The following is a 23868-nucleotide window of genomic DNA, read 5'->3' as shown; positions in this document are numbered from 1 at the left end:
CATGTACTGCTTTTTTTATTACACTCCTAATTTGGCTAGAATAAACGTCCATATACAAATGATCAATAACAGAATCAGGCTGTACGCCACTGTCCGTTTAAACAGTTTAGATTCCTTGCCAGTCTGGCCTACCGCTGCGGCGGCAATGGCGATAGACTGAGGAGAAACAAGTTTCGCGATCACCCCGCCCGCTGTATTTGCAGCTAACAATAAATCAGAACCCGCACCGATCTGCGCTCCGGTGACAACCTGCAAATGTCCGAACAAAGCGTTATTGCTGACAACAGAACCCGTAATGAACACTCCGATCCAGCCGAGAACTGGACTGACAAACGGGAACAAGTCTCCTGTTTTCGCCAGTTCCAACCCAATTGAAGAGCTGAGCCCTGCGAAGTTGGCCAGATTGGCAAATCCCATCACGAAGCAGATCGTCATAATCGGCACCCACAGCTCTTTTCCAGTCTCCTTCAAGGAAGCAAAGGCATCCCGATAAGAGAAGTTTTGGCTGAACAGCCCTGTCACGATGACTGCCGCTAAAATTGCTGTACCAGTCGCTGACAGCAGGTCGACTTTAAAGACTGCATCTAACGGCATGGCAGATGGCGCAATCGGCGGCATTTTCATAATTTGCTGATGCAGAAAAGGAATTTTCAATAGAAGGGTTGTCTGATATAACAGTCCGCCTTCTTGGAAAAGCGCTTTGAAGGCAGGAAGGCTCCAGATGGTGATCGCCGCAGTTAAAATGTAGAAGGGAGACCACGCTTTCGCAATGTCAGCGGCACTGTATGCCTTTTTCTCACCAGCATCGCCGGCCTCTTCCTCACGGTAGATCTCTTTCGGCTGCCACTTGCGGAGGAAGAGCGCAAGCCCGCCCATACTGAATAAGGCCGCCAAAATGTTTGCTAATTCCGGCCCGAGCACCGCCATTGTCAGCGTCTGAACCGCTGTATAGATACCGCTCACAACCAACAGGGCAGGCCATGTCTGTTTGATTCCTTTCATTCGGTCTAATAGGAAAACAAGCAGAAACGGTATGAAAAATGAGATCATCGGCAGCGTCCACATCAAAGTCCGTGACAGCTCAAGAGCAGACAAATCACCAATCTGCGCCCCTGTGATCACAGGAATCCCGATCGCCCCAAAGGCTCCGGAGGCTGCGTTGGCAATCAAGCAGAGCGCCGCCGCTTTTAACGGTTTAAATCCAAGTTCGACGAGCAGTGCCGCACTAATCGCAATCGGAACACCAAAACCGGCCGCGCCTTCCAAAAACGCGTTAAAACAAAAACCAATTAATAATAGCTGTAATCGTTGGTCAGGCGAAATGCCGGCAATGCTGGAACGAATAATGGTAAATTTACCGGTTTTCACTGCGATTTTATACAGCCACACCGCCATCAGGACGATGTAGCCAATCGGCCATAGCCCGCTCCCGATTCCAAGTAAAACAGAAGAAATTGCTTTTTCAACCGGCATATGAAATGCCAAAACAGAGACGAAGAAACTGACGGCTAGGGTAAGAAATGCCGCAAGAATGCCTTTCATTTTAAAAACAGTTAAAGCCAATAGAAAAAAGAGAATCGGAGTGAGCGCCACGAGTGCGCTCACATACTCGTTTCCAAACGGATCATACAACTGCTCCCACATTGACAATCAGCCCTTTACTCTATAGTTGCATTTTTAGTTGACTTGTTGTTCTGCAAAATGAGGCTTTAAAATGTTTTTAAGGACGCCTGCGCTGTGAAGGAACTGTTCTTTTTCTTTCTCATTTAAGCTCAGCTCAGTAATGCCTGCAATACCTCCGCGGTTTACGACAGCCGGAACGCCGATGTACACGTCATCTGCGCCGTATTGCCCGTCCAAATATGTGCTGACAGTTAAAATGCTGTTTTCATTATGAAGAATGGCTTTTGTTATGCGGGCTAGGCTCATCGCAACGCCATAATAAGTCGCACCTTTTTTCTCAATGATATGGTAAGCTGCGTTTTTCACGTCATCTACAATTTGGTCTAGCTCCTCTTGTTTGTACGCATCGTTTTTCTCAACGAGTTCACTGACAGGCACACCGCCGACATTCGCGTGGCTCCAGACAGGGAGCTCAGTATCACCGTGCTCTCCGATAATATGCGCGTGCACGTTTTGAGGCGCTGCGCCAAAGTATTCGCTCAGCATGTAACGGAATCTCGCAGAATCCAGTGTTGTGCCGCTTCCGATCACTCTCTCTTTTGGCAGGCCGCTGAATTTCCATGTAGCGTAAGTCAGAATATCAACAGGATTTGTCGCGATTAAGAAAATGCCGTCAAATCCGCTCGCCATGACTTCACTGACGATGCCTTTGAAAATCTTTAAGTTCTTTTCTACTAATTCAAGGCGTGTCTCACCAGGCTTTTGATTTGCACCGGCGCAGATGCAGACAATATCAGCATCCTTGCAGTCTTCATATGTTCCGAAAGATGTTTTGACCGGTTGCGGCGCAAATGCCTTTCCGTGGTTTAAATCCATCACATCGCCCATTGCTTTTTCTTTATTTACATCAATGACCACAAGCTCATCTGTGATCCCTTGGTTAATTAACGCAAATGCATAACTGCTTCCAACAAAACCCGCTCCGATTAAAGCTACTTTATTTACATGTTTGTTCATCATTAATCATCCTTCCAGGGTATGTTTTTCTCTGATGTTGTTTGTGAAGTGTTTCACATTTATATTGTGCAACATTTCACAAACTATTGCAAGAGAAAAGTTTTGTCTGATTTATGAACAAAAAAGAAACCATCTAGGATGGTTTCTTTTGATTTTTTCCTCTGATCGCTTGCCCTCAATAAGGAAGTGAACCGCTTAAGCCTGAGTCATTATATAACCCGTTTTGCACGTAATCAAAGCCGGGCTGATTCTGACCGGGCACTTGGGCGCTGCCATTATTAAAAATCACTTTGGCGTTCGTTGTATCCGTATCCGCAGGCAGCGTCAGCGTGTAAATTCCATCTGCATTTTTAGCCATAGGTTTTCCGGGCCAGGATCCGGTTAATTCTATCGCCCTGCCCCCATCATGTTTATAGATATAAGCATTTACTTGGCCCCAATGGTTTGGATTTTGATAGCCAATTGTTTTGGCCGAAGACGGATCTCTTTTTACAAAGCTGTATTCCTGAGTCCTCATTACGCCCTCACTGTTCGTTCCTTTTAATGTGATGGTGTATGCTTTTCCAAATGGATCTCCTTTTCCTATCGTTAGTTGGTCTCCATCCTTAAACGCTGTCTCTTGCCCTTTATTGATTTGATACACAGCTTTTGCTGTATTCCCATCTGCACGCAGGGTAATCGTCAGTTGATCATTGAAAAAATGGGTGACTCCTGTTTTGACATTCTCAAGGAAGACGTGAGGCGCATTTGCAATATCGTCAGGATATAGAACAACCACAGATCTGGCATTGATCGTGCCTGTCAGTTTGCCATCCGTTACTTGAAATGCACCGGCACCAGCTTTATTAGCATACCTGCCATCAGGTAATTTCGTTGACGTATTGATGGTGACAGAGGATGAACCTGCATTTGCCAGCACAACGCCATGTGACCCGCGCTGATTCATGAATATCTGGTTATTTCCATTCGGATTCGAGAGTTCCTCAGGCTGGCCAGCCATTACATTGTGAAATGTGTTGACCGCAGTGATGGCCTGATCTTTAAATAGCTCGCTTCCTCGGTCGCCTATTTGGCTTATCCCTGGGAATCTCACACCATTTCCGCCGCCCTCAGGCCTGGAAAAGAAGAGAGGCGTACTGCCTGACCGAGAAGCAATCACTGCCCAGCCTAACCGAATATCGTCATCACTCATCCATGTAGACTCTTCCTCATCATTGGCATACGTATCATGCGATTCCACCCATGTGACTAGCTTGTCCGCAGACACATCAGATGCATAATGGGAGATATTTGACACGCTCAGATTGCGATTCTTTAAAGCAGATCTTATGGAATGGCCGTAGTTAGATGCTGTCACATTCATATAATTCGCATATGCAGCATCTCTGGAGGCACTATCTTGCAGGATTTCTCCGTATTGGAACTCCGCAGATGTATTTGTGATATTCGGCCAAAACTGACTGCCGTAATTCCCATCATCCGGAAGCTCTATATGTTTGGCCGCATCAAATCGAAATCCGTCTGCGCCGTCATTCAATGCTCTTTCTAAGAAATGTTTCAGATAGGACTGCACTTGTGTATTTTGTGTATTCCAATCATACAGCCCCAGCAATGAATTCTGCGTGACATCCCATCGGTCAGACCAGTTTTTAATTTGTGTGTTTCCATGGGTCCAGTTTGGAATACTCTTAATCTCATTGGAAATGGCAGCATAATCACTGGTGGTATGATTGATGACCGCATCAACAATGACCTTTACGCCATACTCTTCAGCGGCTTCACACATGTCTTTAAATTCTTGCTCGGTCCCTAAGTAACGGTTGCCAATCTGGTACGATGTCGGCTGATACAGCCAGTACCAGTTTGACATGCTTTTATTCCCTTGGTTCCCTTCCTTGACTTGGTTAATCGGAGACGTCTGAATGGCTGTATATCCTGCATCATGAATATCCTTCATATTGTGTTTTAACGTATTGAACGACCAATTCCATGCATGGAGAATGGTTCCGCTTTTGATCGACGGTGCTGTAAGCTCATTCGATTTGTTCGCCGTTTCAGCACCCGCAGCCGCCGGTCCTGCCAGAACCAAATGAAACAGCAATAAAAGCCCAGCGAATAACGGCAGTAAAGAGGTTTTAAAACGTTTTCCAAGCATTCTTGACACTCCTTATTTGATTTTTAAAAACTTACTGTGGAGTCAAAAATCCCTCTTACTAATTCTTCCGCTTCCTCCTTTCAAACGAATGTGAAGTCTGGAGAATTTTGTTAACGCTTACATTTCAAATTATCACATTCATCCCAGCAAAACAACTTGATAGAGAGAATTCAAATCTATATTCCTATCCAAATAGAAAACGCTGCCCCCGAACTGTGAGACGTTCCCCTCACAAACAAAAAAAGAAACCATCTCACTAAGATGATTTCTTCTCTGCTTCTTCTTTTATCGCCCTTCTGTAAGCCAGCTTCACAATCACATACCGAAGCAGAAACAGAGCGCCGCCGCAGACGATAAAAAGAAGGATCATTTTCAGCCAAGCGAAGAATGTATGGGGAATCCCCCTGTCGTACATCGTAAGCACCACTACTGCAAAGGCGACCGCAATTGATTCTATTCGCTGCTGCTTCACCCGTTTTTGCAGTTCTTCTTCGGTGTCTATTCTCGGCATGAGCATTCCAGATGCCGCTGCCCTGATGCAGTAATATAAGATGATCATGAACAAAAACACAAGGCTTGCAGCCCATTCTTTAAACGGAAATTCAAACATAATGCCGCGGATCATCACATCAAGAAGCGCAAAAGCACCCGCTATCATCCCAATCTCCGACCAGATTTTTTGTTCTTTTTCTTTTACTCTCTTATTTTTCCCATTCACGCCTGAAAGTCTATTACGCAGATTATTCATGACCTTCCTCCCGCATTTTTACGAATGGCTTATGGCTTACATGTTACAATAACAGCCTGCGCTTCTGCAATGAATAACTCAAAAGCCCGCCGTACAAGCCGGCGGGCAGCAATCGTTAAAACGGCCCCCAATTGATCATGACGCCGATCACAATAAAGACAAGCCCGATCAAAAACCAAATCAAAGCAAGCGGCACCATAAACCGCAGCCACTTGATATACGGAATGCCGCTGGCGGCAAGCACCGCCATAAGGACGCCGGATGTCGGATTTACACAGTTGACGACTCCTTCTCCAAGCATAACCGCTTCCACTGCAACCTGTCTCGTAATTCCCATCAAATCAGCGAGCGGTGCCAGGATGGGAATAAATACAACGGCTTCTCCAGACCCTGAAGAGATGAGAAAATGAAGCAGCGCACTGGCGATATACATGCCGATCGCCCCGGCAACCGGGCTGAATCCATCCAGAAGCGATGCCAAAGCATTCACGACTGTATCGAGGAGCTTGCCATTTTCAAGAATGACAGAAATGCTTCGTGCCATCCCGACAATCAGTGCCCCATATACAAGGCTTTGGCAGCCCGTAATGAAGGTTTTGGCAATATCGTTTGCCGCAAGCCCGCCTATTAAACCGGCAAGGACAGAAATAAAAATAAACGTCGCAGCCATTTGGGAATCAGACCAGCCCAGCTTTAAAGCGCCGTATAAAAACCCGATCAGCGACAATCCCGCGACAGCCAAAATCAGCTTATGTCGAACAGTAAACGGCACTGACTGATCTTCTTCTGGATCAGCTTGACCCATTCCTGCCGCCGGAAACCAATTTGTCCCCAACACACTGGCATCCTTTGATTTTTTTAATTTTCTTGTATAAAGATAGATATAAATAATAGAAGACAGCAAAAAGCATATGTATATCACAACACGCAGGCCAATCCCCGAAAAAAGCGGCAGCTCCGCGATGGATTGCGATAAACCGAGGGGGGACGGTGATAAAATAGTAGAGTTAAATCCAGCGTAGCAGCCGATGTAAATAACAGCGGCGCCAGCGACCGCGTCCCATTTTAAGGATCGTGCAACAATGATACCGATGGGAATAAAACCGATAACTGAATTCACGACAATCCCGGTTGTTCCGAGAATGGAGAACAATGCGCCGACAATACAAATAAATAATAATTGCTTGGTGCGGAATTTGCTGATGACATTGTAAATCAGGCCGTTGATGGCACCCGTTTTTTCTAAAATGGCAATGGTGCCGCCTGTAAATAAAATCAGAAAGATGATTGGCGCTGATCCGACCATTCCATCCTGAAGAGACGTAAAAAAGCTGATCAGGCTGACCGGTGACTGTTCAATTGATTGATAGCTTCCCGGCACCGCAGTCGTAATATCTCCCTTTGTTACGCGGTCAAATTCTCCCGCCGGCACAACATATGAAGCAACGGCGCAAATGAAAGCAATGATAAATAAGAGGACATAGGCGTCAGGCATTTTAAATGTCGTTCGTTTTTTCTTAGGCTGTGTTTCGGCTGCTGGCATACTCATGTTCGATCCATCCCCTCTATTTGAAAATATTCATTATTCTGAAAAGTATAAATATGTGCTATATTATATACAGCCTATCTTCCTGTTTCAATATAAATAAAGGAAAGAAGAGAAATTCATTTTGATAGAAGGAGGTACTTCTTCCCATGCAAAAGCTCTCCGAAGACATAAAACAAACCATTATGGACATCTTCGAGCATCTGCACGCGAACCCTGAAGTCAGCTGGAAGGAATATGAGACAACTGCATTTCTTAAACAAAAGCTGGAGGATTTGGGATGCCGGACGCGGACTTTTTCAGACTGCACCGGAGTTGTCGGCGAAATCGGTTCAGGCTCACCGGTTGTAGCGGTACGCGCCGATATTGATGCGCTGTGGCAGGAGGTCAATGGCACATTCCGCGCCAACCATTCCTGCGGACACGATTCACATATGACAATGGCGCTGGGCACGTTAATGCTGCTGAAAAAACAGCCCGAGCTTCCGAAGGGCACAATCCGTTTTATCTTTCAGCCGGCAGAAGAAAAAGGCGGCGGCGCCTTGAAAATGATAGAAGAAGGCGTGCTTGATGATGTTGACTACCTGTACGGCGTTCACGTCCGTCCGATTCAGGAAACACAGAACGGCCGCTGTGCTCCGTCTATTCTGCACGGGTCAAGCCAGCATATTGAGGGAACAATTATCGGAGAGGAGGCCCATGGCGCGCGTCCGCATCTTGGAAAAAACAGCATTGAAGTTGCGGCCTTTCTTGTACATAAGCTCGGGCTCATTCATATTGACCCGAAAATCCCGCATACCGTCAAAATGACCAAACTTCAAGCCGGCGGGGAAAGCTCCAATATTATTCCTGGGAAAGCGTCGTTCAGCCTTGATTTGCGCGCACAGACCAATGAAGCCATGGAGACGTTAATCGTCGAAACAGAAAGAGCATGTGAAGCGGCCGCTGCGGCATTCGGCGCAAAGATCGAGCTGCAAAAGGAGCACAGCCTTCCTGCGGCAACACAAAACAAAGAAGCTGAAGCAATCATGGCAGAAGCAATCACAGATATCATCGGGGCTGAGCAGCTCGATGAACCGCTTGTCACCACTGGAGGCGAGGATTTTCATTTTTACGCCGTGAAGGTGCCGAATCTGAAAACAACGATGCTCGGACTAGGCTGCGGGCTCCAGCCGGGGCTCCACCATCCGCACATGACCTTTGATAGAAATGCGATGTTCAACGGCATTCACATTTTAGCGAACGCCGTGCTCAAAACATTTCAGAAGGCGGAATCACTTGCTGCCACTAACGCTTCTTAACGCAAAAAAAGCAGCCTGGCTACAGGCTGCTTTCTTCATTATTTCTTCAAATCTTCAATTGAGTTGACGTTTTTCATGTATTGAGGCACAACAAGCCCCATCTTCACGCCAGTCATACTGGTGCCAATATCGTCATATTTGCCTTTATATTTGGCGGCGTATGCTTTATGGGTGTTTGGCAGCCATGCGGAAAGGGATACGTCGGCGCTTCCCGTCGCTACCGCGGTCCACATTGGACCGGCCTCTACCTGAGTAAGCGTTACGTCATAGCCCAAGTCTTCTAAGACTTTGCCAACAACGTTTGTACTTGCAATCTCACTGTCCCACGCCACATAGGCAAGGTTGATTTTGTCTCCCTTCACCTTTTGAACGCCTTTTGTCCACTCCGCAATCTGATCCTTGTGCTTCTTCACATACTCAGCGGCGGCTTTTGCAGGCTTTTCGCCTTCTTCCACCTTGATCATGACTTCGCCCATGTCGTCTTGCGACCATTTAAACTGGCTCAGTAGCTTTACGGCATTCGGCTGTTCTTTGCTGAAGCCTTTGCGTGTGATCGTATGGATTTCCTCTGCGCTGCCATAAGATTGTTTCGGATCATCGAGATACTTCAGCTTATATCTGGAGAACATCCAGTGCGGAGTCCATCCTGTAATGATAATAGGTTTCTTACGGTCGTATGACTTTTTAAGCGTTGCAGTCATCGCGGCGCTTGACGCCGAAACCAACGTCCAGTCATCTAGGTCATAATCCTTCATCGCTTTATCGGTTAGGGACATAATCCCTGAACCGGGGTCAATCCCGATGATAGTCTTATTCACCTGTTCTGCTGCGGATGCATTTTCATCGTTTTCTGAACCGCAAGCCGCAAGTGAGAGCGCCAGCATGGCGGAAACGCCGATACCGATGATTTTTTTAAGCATCAGGCATTCCCCCTGCTTTTCTTCTTCACTTTAATATTTTGAGTAATGCGGTCCAGCGTAATGGCAACGATAACGATAGCGATACCGGCCTCTACGCCGACCCCGGTTTTCAGCTGTGTAACGGCGCTGTATACTTCAGAACCAAGTCCCGGTGCACCGACCATTGCAGCGATAACAACCATTGATAACGCAAGCATGATGCTCTGGTTAATCCCGGCCAAAATGGTTTTTGTCGCAAGCGGGAGCTGAACCTTAAACAAACGCTGAGCTGTCGTAGAACCGAACGCCTCAGTCGCTTCAATCAGATCCGCCGGCACTTGTTTAATACCGAGAACAGTCATGCGGATTGTCGGCGGCATCGCAAAGATAACAGATGCAACAACCCCCGGCACAACACCGATGTTAAAGAAGAAAATCGCCGGCAATAGATATACGAAAGCAGGCATTGTCTGCATTAAATCAAGAATAGGCGTTACAATACGGCGAACCGTCTCTTTCTGGGACGCCCAAATTCCGATCGGAACACCGACCACAATCGAAATAATGACAGAAGTCAAAACAAGCGCCAATGTTTGCAGCATCGGATCCCAATATCCTAAATAATCAATCAGGAGGAAACCAATCAACGTAAATAACGCAATTCCCCTTGTACTGATCCACCACGCAAGTGCAGCGAAAATAATTGTTAACAAAATAGATGGGATAAATCCAAGTCCGCTGACAATTCCATTTACAAAAGCGGCCAAACCGTTTGCGATTCCATCGAAGAATCCGCCAAACGTCATTGTAATCCAGTCAACAAAACGGTCAATGATATCTGCTAAAGGTATTCTAGGCAGTCTATCCATCTTATTTCACCTCCTGTGCAGAAGGATCTTGTGTTTGTCCGTCGGTGCCTTCAGCATTGATATACTCGTTATTGCCGGCAAGTGCGCCAATCAGTGCGCCTCTCACGACAATCCCTTTCATTCTTTGCTTCTCATCTACAACCGCAATTGGAATATTCGCATCAGATACAACGTCAAAAATCTCTGTCAGATACGTATTCTCTGGTACAGTCGTAAATTCTGTATTCAAGATGTCTTGAAGTGACAAATCAGACTCAGCCGCTTTTTTCGCGTCAGACGCATAGATAACACCTAACAATTTCTTTTGTTTATCCACTGCGTAAATTGAAGAAATTCCAAGGTTTTTCATCAATGTCAATGCTACGCGAGGCCCTTTATCAATCCGCACTGTTTCAGCGCGTTTCATAATGTGGCCTGCTGTGAGGACTTTAGACAAATCAACATCCTCGACGAACTTTTCAACATATTCGTTAGATGGATTCATCAGGATTTCTTCAGGCGTGCCGATTTGAACGATGTTACCGTCCTTCATTAAAACAATTCTGTCACCGATCCGCAACGCTTCATCCAAGTCGTGCGTAATAAAGATGATTGTTTTTCCGACATTATCGTGAAGATCAAGAAGCTCATCCTGCATATCTTTACGAATCAATGGATCGAGCGCACTGAACGCTTCGTCCATCAGAAGGATGTCTGGATCATTCGTCAACGCGCGGGCAAGGCCGACGCGCTGCTGCATCCCGCCGGAAAGCTGGTCAGGATATTGGTGTTCAAATCCTTCAAGTCCGACAAGTTTTAGGGACTCAAGCGCTTTTTGCTGCCGCACTTGTTTGTCTACACCTTGAAGCTCAAGTCCGTATTCTGTGTTTTCAAGTATCGTTCTGTGCGGAAACAGAGCGAACTTTTGGAAGACCATGCTGATTTTCTTCCGGCGGACTTCCCGGAGCTGGTCTTTAGACATATTTGTTATCATGTCACCATCAATGTAAATATTTCCGGCAGTCGGTTCAATAAGCCGGTTTAACATCCGTACTAAAGTTGATTTACCGCTCCCTGATAGACCCATGATGACAAATATCTCACCATCATATACATCAAAATCTGCCTGATTTACCCCAACGGTTGATCCGGTCGCTTTCAGGATCTCTTTTTTTGTCTTTCCGTTGGCAAGCATTTGAACTGCTTTCTTTGTATGTTTCCCAAAAATCTTAGAGACTTTTTCGACTTTTATCTTAATTGGTTTCTCATCTACACTCATATTTTCCCTCCATATTAAGCAATCTTTATTACCGTAACATTTATGTAACATCCCACACAAACAGCATATTCTCTTTTATTCTGTACCATTTCATTATAAACATCCATGTGACCACATGACCTTATTTATGCTTCTAAATGCTCTGTAATCCTCCTTTATAATTGTATTTTACGGGTGATATTTCGCCCATCTTTAGTTGAAAACGCTTTAAATGGAACTGAATTCCTCTTTCATGTTATTACTTCCTGCTCTCGACTGGAAAATATTGACATTATCCGTACGCTTTATGTCAGCGGAAAAGAACTCAGCTGCGGTGAAGTAGGTGAAAAATGCAATATTGTCAAAACCACAGCATCTTATCATTTTAAAACGCTGCGTGAAGCGGGGTTAACGGCAACCCGGAGATTCGCGGACAAAATATGTCAGTCTGCGTGAAGACACATTTCAAACATACCTGCCTGGCTTTTTGGAAACCCTCTAACAAAGGGTTTTCTCTATACTTATCTGTTTCATAGTTTCAAAATTATAAAACTATAGGAGTGATTTTATTTGAGACGTATTTGGCTTTTTTCAGCGTGATGTTTGTTATCGGCACGGATACCTTTTTGCTTTCGCCGCTTCTCCCGCTTTTACAGAATCAGTTTGGTGTCTCTACCGATTTGTCAGGCTGGATGGTTAGTGCTTATGCGCTCGGTTATGCGCTGTTCGCTTTGATCGCGGGCCCGTTCTCAGACCGGCTTAATAGGAAAACAGTCATGCTGTGGGGACTTGCAGGCTTTATTGTATCCACGTTTTTATGCGGCATGGCTCCCTCTTTTGCCGCCATGTGCCTGTTCCGTTTTGCTGCAGGCGTTAGTGCTGCATTTGTGACACCTCAAGTTTGGGCGTCCATCCCTGTCATCGTCCAGCCCTCTCAGATCATTAAAAGCATGGGGATTGCGACAGCAGGATTGGCCGCTTCACAGATGCTCGGACTGCCTATCGGAGGATTTTTGGCTTCCTTTACATGGCATACACCCTTTTTTGTTCTGTCGGCCTGTTCTCTTATTCTTCTATTGATGCTGGCGGCCGTTATGCCTGATATTCGCCCTTCTGATTTTGCACACCGTCCGTTCATATTCAAACCATATCGTGAGCTGTTTTTACTGCCGAAAGCATCATTTATCCTGCTTGCCTATTTTCTCTTTCAAACCGGAAATTTTGCTTCGTTCAGCTTTCTCGGTACGTGGCTTTCTGCGGATTTTCATTTAAACGTGTCGCAGATCGGGGCCGCGATGCTTGTACTCGGTCTGGGAAATATGCTCGGAAGCCTTATCGGTAGCCGGATTTCAGCAAAACTGGGCATATTTAAGACCTTGATCAACGGCATGCTGCTGATGAGTGCTCTCTATTGCTGTCTTCCCTTCTTTCCTACCTTGTTTTTAGTAGAAACAAGCTTTTTTCTCACTTTCTTTACAGCCGGCATCATCTTTCCGTTAATGATGGGTGTCTTTCAATCCATTTCACCAAACGCACGAGGAACCATCACTTCCCTTTCCAATGCCGCTATGTATGCCGGAATCACTATCGGCACAAGTATTGCAGGTTTTTTATATCAGAGCACGGAGCATTTCGGAGCTGTTACAGGATTTACTGCCGTTCTGTTCATCCTGTCCATGACGCTCTACCAGTCAATCAGCAAAACCAAAAAACGACAAACCAAAGCCCGAGTGCAAATGTAAAAAAGCACCTCTTGAATGAGGTGCTTTTCCTATTCCAGTTCCGTTTGTTTCGTTTCTTTTCCCATAATCAAAATACACGCTACCGCAAGCAGGATGGCAATGCAAAAGATTGAAAAGATGACTGAAAACGAAATATGACGGGCTGCGAGCGTTCCGACGAGCAGAGGCCCGAAGATGCCGCCAATTCTTCCAAACGCTGCTGTCGTTCCTGAACCTGTCGCGCGAATCGCTGTCGGGTATTGCTCCGGTGTATAGGCATACAGCACGCCCCACGCGCCAAGGTTGAAAAACGATAACAGCATTCCAGCTGTAAGCAGAAGGCCTAAGGAATCCGCCGTTCCGAAGAAATAGGCGCTCCCTGCCGTACCCATCAGGTAAATGACGAGTATCCACTTCCGGCCCGCTTTTTCGATCAGCCACGCGGCAGAAAAATAGCCGGGAAGCTGAGCAAGCGTCATCAGAAGAACGTATTCAAAGCTTTGAATCATGCTGAAGCCTTTCAGCAGCATGACACTCGGGAGCCATAGGAACATGCCGTAATAAGAAAACACCACGCAGAACCACACGATCGACAGCATCACTGTCGGCCGCAGATACTGTCTTGCCCAGACGCTTTTTACATTCTCCCACACCGATTTCTTGTTGTCAGAAAGCGCCTCATATTTCGGCGAATCAGGCAGACTCGTCCGCAGGTATAGCGCATAAAAAGCAGTCAGTGCGGTTAACAGCAAAGCAGCCTGCCAGCCGAAGCTCGGTATCACAAAGTAAGAAATCAGTGCCGCCACGAGCCAGCCTACGGCCCAAAAGCTTTCCAGAAGCACAATCACTCTTCCCCGCTTTTCAGGCACAACCGCTTCCGAAACAAGTGTTGAAGCGACTGGAAGCTCGCCGCCAAGCCCCATCCCGATCACGAAACGAAGCATAAGAAATGCTGATAAGCTCGTCACAAAAGCTGAAATGCCGCTTCCGATCGAAAAGCATAAAAGGGTAATGATAAACACTTTTTTGCGGCCTATTCGATCAGCCAGCAGACCAAACAAAAACGCACCCGCAGCCATGCCGATGGAATTAACGCTTCCGATCCATTTCATTTCTTCAGGCGATAGATTCCACTCGACATGGAGCGCGGCGATAATAAACGATAATATTCCGACATCCATTGCGTCAAACAGCCACCCCAAACCGGCGACGCCCAGCAGTTTACGCTGGGATATAGGCTGTTGTTTTCCCATTGCCAACACCTCTGATATACAAAATGATTACCGTTTAAGTTTACACCTGTCTTTACACATTGTCATTAGCTAATTCATGTAAATGAAAAACCCCGCTTATGTTTCACAAGCGGGGATCTTTTTATTGCTGCAAGGCTGCTTTTTTAATATTATCCTGAAGCTGGGCAATTCGTCTTGCGCCGTCTTCACGGAGGCGTTTATTTTCTTCTTCAATTTGTTTGGTTTCCTGCATGCCGCTGACGATCGTGTTCCAGGACGATTCGATCGTTTCAATATCTATGCTCGGTCTGCCGGCCATTCTGGCAATTTCAACACTTTGGCTCGAGATGTTTTCGGCATTTCGTCTCAGCATTTCGTTTGTCCGGCGGTCAAGCTCGCTCATGGAGTCAGCCACAAGCTTTTGGCGTTTGACGGTAACAGCTTGAATGATGCCGTTTTTGAAAATTGGAATGGTAATGATAAACGCGGAGTTGATCTTCCCGATCAGCTTTGCATTACCGCGCTGCAGGAGACGGATTTGAGGTGCCGTTTGAAGAGCCACCATTCGTGCCATGTCCAAATCATATACCCGTTCCTCAAGGGCCTGAATGCCGTTGCGCAGTGTATCGAGCTGCATTTGCGCCAGCTGGTTTCCGCTTGCCGCTTTTTCTTCATACGAAGGAAGGATTGACTGCATCTCTTCCAGCTTCATTTGTCCGGCAACGACGTATTTTTCAAGCTCCATATAATACTTGATATTGTTTTCATACATTTCATCGAGCGTGTAGTTCGTCTTCGTCATCTCATCTTTGTATTTCGAAATCTCAACGTGGATTTTTTCAATCTCTCCGCCAAGCGTCTGATACTTTTTAAAGATTTTTTCAATCATGCTGCCGCCGCGTTTGAAAATTTTCGCCATCAATCCCTTTGGCTCATCAAAATCATTTTTGTCGAAGCGGTCCATGATCTTCCCAAGCTGAGTCAGCATTGTGCCGGAGTCTGTCACGCTTGTTGTTTTCATCATCCCTAAGATACGGTCAGAGAACTTGGAAATTTCAACGGCCGGCTCCTTTCCGTACTCAAGCAGCTCCATTTGGTTTTTGACGTCAATCTGCTGTGCAAGCCGCTTTACCTCTGGTTCCTGACGGAGCTGGAGACGGATATCGTCAGCCTTTTGCTGGGAAATTTCTTCGTTTTTATCGAGAACAAGCGGGTTTTGATTTTCTGTGGTCATGCTTTTCTTCTCTCCTTACTTTTGAGTAATCGTTCTGAACAGCCTTTTCACAAGGGAAGGCTCTTTATAGTCCTGCTGAAACACCATGTCGTCCAGCCAATGGATATCATACTGGTCCTCTTCAATAAACGGCTCAATATCCTGATGGCCGGGAGGATTATAAATGATGATATCGATTCCGATTTCATTCAGGAACAGCAGGGCAGCAGCATCTGAACGCGTGAGTCCGCCGCTCATTTCCGTATGATATAAAACAAGTTTCGGAACAGTCTGGGCATAGTCGAACATTTGAATTAACTTCAGCAGGTTAACAGGCAGGTTTGTGGTTTGTTTAAACAAGTAGATTTGAACATCCTTGACTTGTTCCTGATGCAAAGCCTTAAGCCGCGGGTGCCTGCACATTCTCGAAATCGTCTTGGCAATAGCCGTCTGAACGCCCGCAGGAAGCTGCTTATACTGCCATATATTGCTTGCCATCAGCTTATCCGGATCAATGTTCCCTTCATGGTCGAGCGCGTGGCTGTAGTGAAATTGATAGTTCGATTTTATTTCTTCTGTAAACGGAAAGCGTCTTACCATCTCTGTTTCCTGATAATCCGCTAATGTATGGAGCCTGTTCCAATATTCCTTATTGTCTTTCGACACACCCATTATCTTTGCGAATACATTCGGTATCTCGATGGAATGTTTATCGGCTTTGAAATTCGGACGAATAAAGGCACGCTCTTTCGTGATTAAAAACAGTTCATCATAGGTCGTTTTCAGCGTTACAGACATCGGTGTATGATCTCTGAACTGCCACGGCTTGTACAGCATGGATTCCTCGTGATTCAGCACATGTTCAATTTCTTTTGTTGAGCGGTAGGCAACCGTTGATTTCCGGTCTGGTTTTTCTTTCGGAAACGGCTGAAGCTCCGAAACATCCGGGAGCTTTTCCGTAAAACTGAGCTCCTGCTTCGGGTCAACAAGCGCCAGCTGATCGATTCCCGCAGGATGGAACAATAGGACATCGCAGCCCACTAACATCAGATAATATAAGAAATAGAGCTGGCTTTTCGTCGCATCCCCGTACCAAACAACCTTAGGCATCTCCCGCTCTATATCGGTTTTTTCCAGCCAAGGATTCAGGTGATTCAAAGAAAACTTCGAGACATCCAGCAGCACTCTGCGAAAATCCGGATGATTCAGCCCCTGCTCATGCTGGTCTGCAAAGGTATGTAAAAGCGTCATCAGCGCTTTTCTTAAATGGCGGTGCATCAAGGGGTTCGAGTGCTTCGCAATCAGTCTTTCCCCGTCCAGAAAGGCAACGAAGCGGCTGACTGACAGCCCTTTTTCCTGCTGATTGATGGAATGAATATGCTGGAGCTTTTGAAATGTTTCCGGCTCGATTGTTTTATCAAGCGTTTCACTCAAAATGGTAATGCGATCGTTTACAGACAGCTCATACAGCTCGTTATAGTAATCCGTTTCATCAATAGGCGTACCCAATACCTGCCCGGCAAGACGAGAAAAAGAAAGGCCTTGTTCTGTTTCATAGTGTTCCCGCTCGGGCAATGGCTGGAACAGCAGGCTTTTCCAATCTCCATCAGCCGGAACCGCTTTATGAATGGTTAATTCTTCTTGTCTCATCATTTCCTCCTTTCCGGTTTGTCATCGGACGATATTTCGGTAACAAAAAAGGAAGGAAATTGAACCTCCCTCCTTGTTTTGTTTTATTCTTCTTTTGAAGCGGCTGTTTGTTCGCGCACCTGCTTTTGTTTATTGATGTAGTGAATGATCAATGTGACCGCAAATGCAGCGATTATGATAATGAAGAATACAGAGTGCGGCATTTCGTAATGGAAAGCGCTCGCCGCCATTTTCAGCGCGATAATTCCGATTAACACGAATGCTGTGTTTTCCAGCTCAGGAATTTTATCAATCAGGACAAGGAAAACTTTTGCCACTGTACGCATCATTAGAATACCAAGCATACCGCCGATCAGAAGCACCCATACTTTTTCAGATACCGCAAATGCGGCCAGGATGCTGTCCACTGAGAAGGCAAGGTCCATTAATTCAACTGAAATAACAGTCGCCCAGAAGATACCGAACGTGCGGACCATCCAAGAGTTTTTCTTGATGCCGTCCGTTTCCTCTTCTTTCTCGCCAATCCAGAAGTGCTTAATGACGAGCCAAGCGAGATAAAGCGCGCCAAGCACCTTGATCCACCAAAACTTAATGAGGAGCATGCCAAGCCCGATGAAAATAAATCTGAAAATATAAGCTCCAAACAAACCATACGTTAACGCTTTTTTCCGCTGTTTTTCCGGCAGGTGTTTGACCATGACCGCAAGAACAAGCGCGTTATCGGCCGATAAAAGGCCTTCCAAAACAACAAGGGAGCCGATCAAACCCCATGAAACGGGATCAGAAAGCACTTCCCCCCACATTTTCCAATCGAAAAATGAAGCATACGTAGACATGATATGATGTAAAAAGTCCAAGTTTTTTCCTCCTATTAATTTGAAACGGTGACTTCTCTATTTGTCACTCGCTTACACTTGCAAACCGTAGTTCCGGCACAATGCAGCCAGCCCGCCGGAAAAACCGCTGCCGATTGCATTGAATTTCCATTCACCGCCGTGTCTGTAAAGCTCACAAACGACAACAGCTGTTTCTATGGAAAAGTCTTCTCCCAAATCGAAGCGAAGAAGCTCATCCTGCGTCTCTTCATCCACAACGCGCACAAACGCATTGGAAACTTGTCCAAAGTTTTGGCTGCGTGCTTCAGCATCGTGAATGGTCACTGTGATGCCGATTTTCTCAATGTGAGCAGGGATTTTCGAAAAATCAACAATAATCTGCTCATCATCTCCGTCGCCCTCACCCGTGCGGTTGTCACCCGTATGGATGACACCGCCGCTCGGATGTTCAAGGTTATTGTAGAAGACGAAATCGAGATCATTCACGCAGTTATCATGCGCATCAACTAAAAAGGCTGAAGCATCCAGGTCAAAATCGTGTCCGCCGGAGTACTTGTTTGTATCCCAGCCTAAGCCGATCACTGCTTTTGTGAGTCCCGGATTTGTTTTCGTTAAATCAATACGCTGTCCTTTTGATAATTGAATGGCCATACTGCCTCTCTCCTTTCTGCTCTTCCTTTTTCTTAACCGACTTGCAAGCCATAGTCCGTTGCGATGCGGGCAAGGCCGCCTTGGTAGCCTGAGCCGATAGCGGAGAATTTCCACTCGCCGTTATGTCTGTAAAGCTCTCCTGCAATGATTGCCGTTTCAATAGAGAAATCTTCTGCAAGATCGTAACGGATGAGCTCTTCATTTGTTTCTTCATTTACGATGCGAACGAACGCGTTTGATACTTGTCCAAAGTTTTGGCTGCGCGCTTCTGCTTCGTGGATTGTGATAACAAATGAGATTTTATCAATGTTCGCCGGCACAGCGCTGAGATTCACTTTCACATTCTCATCGTCGCCTTCGCCTAAGCCTGTCAGGTTGTCGCCTGAATGGACGACTGAACCATTGCCGCCCTCAAGCTGGTTGTAGAAAATAAAGTCGTTTGGTGACGCGCATTTGCCTGCAGCGTCTAACAGAAACACGCTTGAGTCAAGGTCAAAGTCGTGTCCGCCGTCATATTTATTTGTATCCCAGCCTAAACCGACAACAACCTTTGAAAGACCCGGATTTGTTTTTGTCAAATCTACTTTCTGTCCTTTTGCCAATGAAATTGCCATGTTTCATCCACTCCTTTTTCTTTTATGCGTAACGGCTGATAATATCTTCTAATCTCGTATCATTTGTGCCTTCACCGATCGCCGCAAACTTCCACTCATTGCCGCTGCGGTAGATTTCTGCTGTAATCAGGCTTGTTCTGCCGGCATAATTGTCTCTCAGATTGTATTTGAGCATTTCCTCACGATTTGATTGATCAACTACGCGAATAAACGCATTTTGAATCATGCCGAAATCTTGTTTTCTTCTGACACAATCATAAATGTTCACTACAAATACAAGCTTATCGATGTTTCCAGGCACTTTATCTAAATCTATCATAATTTGCTCGTCATCGCCCGCACCGTCGCCTGTCAGGTTGTCGCCTGTGTGCTGTACACCGCCGCAGCGGCTTTTCAGGTTGCCGAAATAAATTACATTTTTCTTATCGGTGAATTTTCCGTTTTCCAGCATCAGCACTGAAGCATCACAGTCGATATTCGCGCCGCCTCCGCCAAGCAGTTTGCTGAAAAACCCTCCGCCTGAGGACACCGGGTCCCAGCCGAGACCGACCATCAATTTAGACAGGCCGGCTTTTCCTTTTGTTAAATCAATTCGTTGACCTTTTTCTAAAGAAATTGCCACACGATTCACTCCTACTCATCAAAATGTGAAGATAGTCACATTTATTTTTACGCTCATAAGGAAAATAAGCCGTAAATTACTAATATATACGTTTGTTATTATATCAAAGTTTCGTAAAAGTTAAGAATAATTGACGAAAAACCTCGAAAAAAAACTTCCATATTTGATATATGATTTGCAAAAGCTATAAAGTGCACTTCTTAAACAAACCATTTGACGTGAGCGAGTCATTTTGCCTATTCTTGTGTCACATTCTAAAAACAGACAGAAAGGAAGCGGCCCTTTGATTCATTTAAGCATACTTGACCAGGCACCAGTTTCTAAAGGAGAAAGCCCTGTGACAACTCTTCAGCATTCGGTTGAGCTTGCTCAATTAAGCGAACAGTGGGGCTATAAGCGGTATTGGTTTGCCGAGCACCACAGCACGAAAGGACTGGCAAGCACAGCGCCTGAAATCATGATCGCCCGCATCGCAGCACAGACAAACACGATTCGTGTCGGATCAGGCGGCGTGCTCCTGCCCCAATACAGCCCGTTTAAAGTGGCCGAAACCTTTCGCCAGCTTGAGGCCCTGTATCCCAACCGGATTGACCTTGGCGTCGGCCGTTCCCCCGGCGGCACGACAAAAACTAGGCTTGCATTAACGGACGGGGTGAAAAAAAGCTTAACCGAATTTAACAGACAGCTGCAGGATGTCTCTTATTTTCTTACAGATTCCCTTCCTCCCGACCATCCGTATGCCGGAATCAAAGCGGCGCCCCTTATTGACACTGCACCGGAGCTGTGGGTGCTCGGTCTCGGTGAAAACAGCGCAAGACGCGCGGCGCATCAGGGCATTGGGTATGTATTTGGGCATTTCATTAATCCTGAGCGAGGAGAAAATGCATTTCGCGTCTACCGGGAGAGCTTCCGGCCGGCCGCCCATTTTTCGTCTCCGGCTGCACTGTTTACGATTTTTGTCATTTGCGCAAAAACAGATGAAGAGGCTGAAGAGCTCGCGTTAAGCCAGGATTTATGGCTTCTTCGTGTCGGAAAAGGCTTGGACAGCCGCGTGCCAAGCATCGAGGAAGCAAAAGCGCATCCTTACACAGCGTCCGATAAAAAACTCATAGAAGAAAACAGAGAGCGGATGGTGATCGGTTCTCCAAGCACAGTCAAACAGCAGCTTTTATCACTCACAGAGCGCTACGAAACAAATGAAATCATGGTTCTGTGCAATGTATTTGATTTTGAGGCGAAAAAAGAAACTTATGAACGTCTTGCCGGATTGTTTCTATAAAAAAAGCAGTTTTCCCCAGGGGAAAACTGCTTTTCATGTTAGCGGCGCCCTTTTTTACGCTGAGCTTCTTTTTTGATAAACATCCAAACTCCCTGAACTGCAAATCCAATCAAAAGCAGAACGATCAACAGCAGGGTAATGGACGGCCCTGGCGGCGTTCCGAGCTGATAGGATGATGTCAGTCCCATAAATACGCTGAATAACGAAATGAGTATGGCGGTGATAAAAACCATGTTAAAGCCCTTTGCAATTCTGATGGCGAATGCTGCCGGCAATACGAGCAGGGCTGATACAAGAAGAACCCCAATGATCGGAATAATGACTGAAATCGCAAGGCCTGTGACGATACTGAACGACATCGACAGAACGTTCGTATTGATTCCAGACGTTTTTGCCGTTGCTTCATCAAACGTCAGCAGGTAGAGCGGTCTTCTCAGTACGATAAAGTAAAGCAGAATCAGCAGTGTAATAATGGCGATAATATACACCTGCTGCTGGTTTACTGTCACGAGCGATCCAAATAGGTATTGATCGATGCTCATATTGGCGGTGCCTTTTGACAGGCTGATTAAAAACATCGCGAAGGACAGGCCGGCCGCCATTAAGATGGCAATGGATACTTCTGAATACGTCCGGTATGCCCGCCGCATGTATTCAATTCCAATTGCGCCGACCGTCACGACGACTATGCTCGCCGCCGTAATATTGGTGCTGAGAAAAAAGCCGATGGCAACACCTGACAATGAAATATGTGAAAGTGTGTCAGCCATTAAGGCCTGTCTTCTGAGAACGAGATACACCCCTAATATCGGGGCCATGACGGCGATCATGCCGCCTGCTAGAAAAGCTCGTCGCATGAATTCCAAGTCAAACATTTCCATCCGCCTTTTTCTCCTCTCTCTAGTCGAATCACTTTATCTAAAAATTGCTGTACTTCGTTTTGTTCGTGGGTAACCATCACAACGGTGCGGTTGTGGTTTTTCACGAGATGGTGCATAAATTCGTAAAATCCTTTTCTGCTGTCGTAGTCAACGGCTGTTGTCGGTTCGTCCAGCATCAACAGGTCCGGATTGCTGGCAAGCATTCTGGCAATACAGATTTTCTGCTTTTGTCCGCCTGATAAGTCGCCGATTTTCCGATGGCGAAGCTCCCACATTTCCACCATTTTTAACGCTTTTTCTACTTCGATATGATCTTCTTCATTTAAACGCTTAAACCATTTCCCTTTTGTGTAGCGGCCTGACTGAACCAGCTCCAGCACCGTGCTTGGAAAACCGGCATTAAATGATGAGATTTGCTGCGGAACGTACCCTATCGTCAGGCGTTTTCCTTCTGTATTCCTTTTGCTGATCGTCACCGTGCCTTCCCACGGTTTCAGCATGCCGAGCATCACCTTCATGAGCGTCGATTTAGAGGCGCCGTTTGGTCCTGTAATGCCGACAAACTCACCGCTTTCAATATCAAGTGATACTTTATCCAAAACAGGCGTGTGGGAATAGCCGAAAACGATATCTTTCAATGAGACGAGATTCATGTCAATCTTCCTTTCTCACAAAGAAATAGTGTGCACCCTCCGGCGCACACTATCTTATGATTTAACCAATAGTGAATCTTTCAGGGCATCGAGGTTTTGTTTCATAATGTCGATATACCCTAAGCCTTTATCCTGTTCTTCTTTGCTTAAGCCTTCCAGTGTATTAAGCACTTCTGTCTTCGCGCCAATTTCACTGGCTAGCGTATCTGCGACCTTAGAGGATGCAATTTCTTCAAAGTAAATGACTTTTACATTGTGTTCCTTGGCATACGTTTTCAGCTTTGCCAAGTCGGCTGCGCTCGGTTCTTGGTCAGGTGAAAGCCCTGCAATCGGAACCTGCGTCAAACCGTATTCTTTTGCCAGATAGCCAAACGCTGTATGCTGCGTGATGAATTCTTTCTTCTCCGCTTTTTTTACGGTTGTACGATATAGTTTATCAAGATCCTGCAGTTTTGCAATATATTCTTTACTATTTTTCTCATAGTATTCTTTGTTATCCGGGTCCTGCTTTACGATTTGCGCCGTAATATTTTTAACTTCTTTCTGCGCCAGAACAGGATTGAGCCATACGTGAGGATCCATTGCATGGCTGTGCTCATGCTCCCCATGTTCATGCTCCTCATGCTCACCGTGCTCTTCATGTTCTTCTTCAGAGCCTTCCATTAAATCAATGCCTTTGCTCGCATTAACGAAAACAGCGTGGCCTTGGCCCATGCTTTTTTCAGTTGACGGCACCCATGACTCCATGTACTCACTATTATAAACGAACAAATCAGCATCCTGAATGTTGGCAATGTCCTTCGGCGTCGGTTCCCAATCATGCGGCTCGACGGAAGATGGAATTAACAGATCCACATCGCCTTTGTCTTTTACAATTTGTTTTGTAAATTCATACATCGGGTAGAACGTTGTGACAATGTGCAGTTTATCACCTTTAGAATCCGCCGACCCTTTTGTTGATGAATTGCCGCATGCTGCAACTAATAAAAAGCACGCCGCAATCACAAACAAACCGCTCCATTTTTTAAACATATCGTATATCCCCTCTTTTTCATTATTCAAATCAAAATGATAACGATTTTGTAATCCTATATCATAATAAACCGAAGTCATTACGTTTT

At 45.9% G+C, this 23868-nt stretch carries 20 protein-coding genes and 2 pseudogenes; 4 read left to right on the top strand and 18 right to left on the bottom strand.

Annotated elements, in window-relative coordinates:
* Positions 1-18: 18 nt before the first annotated feature.
* The 5 genes from MOC09_RS05650 to MOC09_RS05630 form a co-directional block, all read right to left on the bottom strand.
* Entirely contained in the window at positions 19-1644 is a 1626-nt protein-coding gene (locus MOC09_RS05650) for an L-lactate permease (RefSeq protein ID WP_268369860.1), read from the bottom strand.
* 33 nt (positions 1645-1677) lie between these two features.
* Positions 1678-2643 (bottom strand): L-lactate dehydrogenase, encoded by a 966-nt coding sequence (locus MOC09_RS05645; RefSeq protein ID WP_268360098.1) that lies wholly within the window; start codon positions 2641-2643, stop codon positions 1678-1680.
* A 172-nt stretch (positions 2644-2815) separates the two neighbouring features.
* Positions 2816-4795 (bottom strand): alpha-amylase, encoded by a 1980-nt coding sequence (gene amyE, locus MOC09_RS05640; protein ID WP_268369858.1) that lies wholly within the window; start codon positions 4793-4795, stop codon positions 2816-2818.
* A gap of 256 nt (positions 4796-5051) precedes the next feature.
* A complete protein-coding gene (locus MOC09_RS05635) occupies positions 5052-5543 on the bottom strand; it encodes a DUF6773 family protein (protein ID WP_419901008.1) in 492 nt (163 codons plus the stop codon).
* A 115-nt stretch (positions 5544-5658) separates the two neighbouring features.
* Complete coding sequence (locus tag MOC09_RS05630) at positions 5659-7092, bottom strand: YfcC family protein (RefSeq protein ID WP_268369855.1); 1434 nt, start codon at positions 7090-7092, stop codon at positions 5659-5661.
* A gap of 146 nt (positions 7093-7238) precedes the next feature.
* Between MOC09_RS05630 and MOC09_RS05625 the strand changes: the two genes are divergently transcribed.
* The gene (locus MOC09_RS05625) at positions 7239-8390 is read left to right on the top strand and encodes a M20 peptidase aminoacylase family protein (RefSeq protein WP_268369853.1); all 1152 of its coding nucleotides are present in this window, start codon (positions 7239-7241) and stop codon (positions 8388-8390) included.
* Positions 8391-8428: 38 nt separating this feature from the next.
* Here MOC09_RS05625 and opuAC read toward each other — a convergent pair whose 3' ends face one another.
* The 3 genes from opuAC to opuAA are packed head-to-tail and all read right to left on the bottom strand — an operon-like array spanning position 8429 to position 11416.
* Positions 8429-9310: a glycine/proline betaine ABC transporter substrate-binding protein OpuAC gene (gene opuAC / locus MOC09_RS05620; RefSeq protein WP_268360102.1), complete on the bottom strand. Its 882-nt coding sequence runs from the start codon at positions 9308-9310 to the stop codon at positions 8429-8431.
* Positions 9310-10158 carry a glycine/proline betaine ABC transporter permease subunit OpuAB gene (gene opuAB, locus MOC09_RS05615; RefSeq protein WP_003241221.1) on the bottom strand — a complete coding sequence of 283 codons (849 nt, stop codon included), beginning with the start codon at positions 10156-10158 and terminating at the stop codon, positions 9310-9312. The genes opuAC and opuAB overlap by 1 nt, the downstream gene beginning before the upstream one ends.
* Position 10159: 1 nt before the next feature.
* On the bottom strand, positions 10160-11416 hold the full coding sequence (opuAA, locus tag MOC09_RS05610; protein WP_268360103.1) for a glycine/proline betaine ABC transporter ATP-binding protein OpuAA: 1257 nt from the start codon (positions 11414-11416) through the stop codon (positions 10160-10162).
* Between the two features lie 237 nt (positions 11417-11653).
* Here opuAA and MOC09_RS05605 point away from each other — a divergent pair.
* Together MOC09_RS05605 and MOC09_RS05600 are read left to right on the top strand one after the other, a co-directional pair.
* Positions 11654-11897: pseudogene (locus MOC09_RS05605) on the top strand (helix-turn-helix domain-containing protein).
* 68 nt (positions 11898-11965) lie between these two features.
* Positions 11966-13137: pseudogene (locus MOC09_RS05600) on the top strand (MFS transporter).
* Between the two features lie 29 nt (positions 13138-13166).
* On the opposite strand, the gene niaP reads toward MOC09_RS05600, so the two are convergent.
* The 7 genes from niaP to MOC09_RS05565 all read right to left on the bottom strand — a co-directional run bounded on the left by niaP (position 13167) and on the right by MOC09_RS05565 (position 19934).
* Positions 13167-14369 carry a niacin permease NiaP gene (gene niaP, locus MOC09_RS05595; protein WP_268369851.1) on the bottom strand — a complete coding sequence of 401 codons (1203 nt, stop codon included), beginning with the start codon at positions 14367-14369 and terminating at the stop codon, positions 13167-13169.
* A 121-nt stretch (positions 14370-14490) separates the two neighbouring features.
* Positions 14491-15582 carry a toxic anion resistance protein gene (locus MOC09_RS05590; protein WP_268360105.1) on the bottom strand — a complete coding sequence of 364 codons (1092 nt, stop codon included), beginning with the start codon at positions 15580-15582 and terminating at the stop codon, positions 14491-14493.
* A gap of 15 nt (positions 15583-15597) precedes the next feature.
* On the bottom strand, positions 15598-17211 hold the full coding sequence (locus tag MOC09_RS05585; protein ID WP_268360106.1) for a YceG family protein: 1614 nt from the start codon (positions 17209-17211) through the stop codon (positions 15598-15600).
* A gap of 83 nt (positions 17212-17294) precedes the next feature.
* Complete coding sequence (locus MOC09_RS05580) at positions 17295-18068, bottom strand: TerC family protein (RefSeq protein ID WP_268360107.1); 774 nt, start codon at positions 18066-18068, stop codon at positions 17295-17297.
* Positions 18069-18119: 51 nt separating this feature from the next.
* Positions 18120-18698: a TerD family protein gene (locus tag MOC09_RS05575; protein WP_268360108.1), complete on the bottom strand. Its 579-nt coding sequence runs from the start codon at positions 18696-18698 to the stop codon at positions 18120-18122.
* 32 nt (positions 18699-18730) lie between these two features.
* Positions 18731-19312, bottom strand: a complete 582-nt coding sequence (locus MOC09_RS05570) for a TerD family protein (protein ID WP_003241245.1) — start codon at positions 19310-19312, stop codon at positions 18731-18733.
* 22 nt (positions 19313-19334) lie between these two features.
* Positions 19335-19934: a TerD family protein gene (locus MOC09_RS05565; RefSeq protein WP_268360109.1), complete on the bottom strand. Its 600-nt coding sequence runs from the start codon at positions 19932-19934 to the stop codon at positions 19335-19337.
* Positions 19935-20217: 283 nt separating this feature from the next.
* On the opposite strand from MOC09_RS05565, the gene MOC09_RS05560 reads away from it, so the two are divergent.
* On the top strand, positions 20218-21213 hold the full coding sequence (locus MOC09_RS05560; protein ID WP_268369849.1) for an LLM class flavin-dependent oxidoreductase: 996 nt from the start codon (positions 20218-20220) through the stop codon (positions 21211-21213).
* Between the two features lie 38 nt (positions 21214-21251).
* Here the strand turns inward: MOC09_RS05560 and znuB are convergent, their stop codons facing one another.
* Genes znuB through MOC09_RS05545 form a run of 3 tightly spaced genes read right to left on the bottom strand, consistent with a single transcriptional unit; the run spans position 21252 to position 23779 of the window.
* Entirely contained in the window at positions 21252-22094 is an 843-nt protein-coding gene (gene znuB / locus MOC09_RS05555; protein ID WP_268360111.1) for a zinc ABC transporter permease ZnuB, read from the bottom strand.
* Positions 22052-22747, bottom strand: coding sequence for a zinc ABC transporter ATP-binding protein ZnuC (znuC, locus tag MOC09_RS05550; RefSeq protein WP_003241253.1), 696 nt, complete (start codon positions 22745-22747; stop codon positions 22052-22054). Before znuC ends, znuB begins: the two co-directional genes overlap by 43 nt.
* A gap of 54 nt (positions 22748-22801) precedes the next feature.
* Positions 22802-23779 (bottom strand): metal ABC transporter substrate-binding protein, encoded by a 978-nt coding sequence (locus MOC09_RS05545; RefSeq protein ID WP_268369847.1) that lies wholly within the window; start codon positions 23777-23779, stop codon positions 22802-22804.
* Positions 23780-23868 lie beyond the last annotated feature (89 nt).

Origin of the sequence: Bacillus sp. N12A5 (assembly GCF_026790125.1) — a bacterium.
Lineage (GTDB): Bacteria > Bacillota > Bacilli > Bacillales > Bacillaceae > Bacillus.
Note: the sequence above shows the minus strand (reverse complement) of the source record. Positions and strands in the feature narration are given on the sequence as shown.

What these genes read in the sequence shown, in the direction of transcription:
- MOC09_RS05650 (WP_268369860.1), bottom strand. Translation starts at nt 1,644, where the DNA reads ATGTGGGAGCAGTTGTATGATCCGTTTGGAAACGAGTATGTGAGCGCA.
- niaP (WP_268369851.1), bottom strand. Translation starts at nt 14,369, where the DNA reads ATGGGAAAACAACAGCCTATATCCCAGCGTAAACTGCTGGGCGTCGCC.
- MOC09_RS05545 (WP_268369847.1), bottom strand. Translation starts at nt 23,779, where the DNA reads ATGTTTAAAAAATGGAGCGGTTTGTTTGTGATTGCGGCGTGCTTTTTA.
- opuAC (WP_268360102.1), bottom strand. Translation starts at nt 9,310, where the DNA reads ATGCTTAAAAAAATCATCGGTATCGGCGTTTCCGCCATGCTGGCGCTC.
- MOC09_RS05590 (WP_268360105.1), bottom strand. Translation starts at nt 15,582, where the DNA reads ATGACCACAGAAAATCAAAACCCGCTTGTTCTCGATAAAAACGAAGAA.
- MOC09_RS05570 (WP_003241245.1), bottom strand. Translation starts at nt 19,312, where the DNA reads ATGGCAATTTCATTGGCAAAAGGACAGAAAGTAGATTTGACAAAAACA.
- MOC09_RS05585 (WP_268360106.1), bottom strand. Translation starts at nt 17,211, where the DNA reads ATGAGACAAGAAGAATTAACCATTCATAAAGCGGTTCCGGCTGATGGA.
- opuAB (WP_003241221.1), bottom strand. Translation starts at nt 10,158, where the DNA reads ATGGATAGACTGCCTAGAATACCTTTAGCAGATATCATTGACCGTTTT.
- MOC09_RS05635 (WP_419901008.1), bottom strand. Translation starts at nt 5,543, where the DNA reads ATGAATAATCTGCGTAATAGACTTTCAGGCGTGAATGGGAAAAATAAG.
- MOC09_RS05625 (WP_268369853.1), top strand. Translation starts at nt 7,239, where the DNA reads ATGCAAAAGCTCTCCGAAGACATAAAACAAACCATTATGGACATCTTC.
- opuAA (WP_268360103.1), bottom strand. Translation starts at nt 11,416, where the DNA reads ATGAGTGTAGATGAGAAACCAATTAAGATAAAAGTCGAAAAAGTCTCT.
- amyE (WP_268369858.1), bottom strand. Translation starts at nt 4,795, where the DNA reads ATGCTTGGAAAACGTTTTAAAACCTCTTTACTGCCGTTATTCGCTGGG.
- MOC09_RS05575 (WP_268360108.1), bottom strand. Translation starts at nt 18,698, where the DNA reads ATGGCCATTCAATTATCAAAAGGACAGCGTATTGATTTAACGAAAACA.
- znuB (WP_268360111.1), bottom strand. Translation starts at nt 22,094, where the DNA reads ATGGAAATGTTTGACTTGGAATTCATGCGACGAGCTTTTCTAGCAGGC.
- MOC09_RS05645 (WP_268360098.1), bottom strand. Translation starts at nt 2,643, where the DNA reads ATGATGAACAAACATGTAAATAAAGTAGCTTTAATCGGAGCGGGTTTT.
- MOC09_RS05630 (WP_268369855.1), bottom strand. Translation starts at nt 7,092, where the DNA reads ATGAGTATGCCAGCAGCCGAAACACAGCCTAAGAAAAAACGAACGACA.
- znuC (WP_003241253.1), bottom strand. Translation starts at nt 22,747, where the DNA reads ATGAATCTCGTCTCATTGAAAGATATCGTTTTCGGCTATTCCCACACG.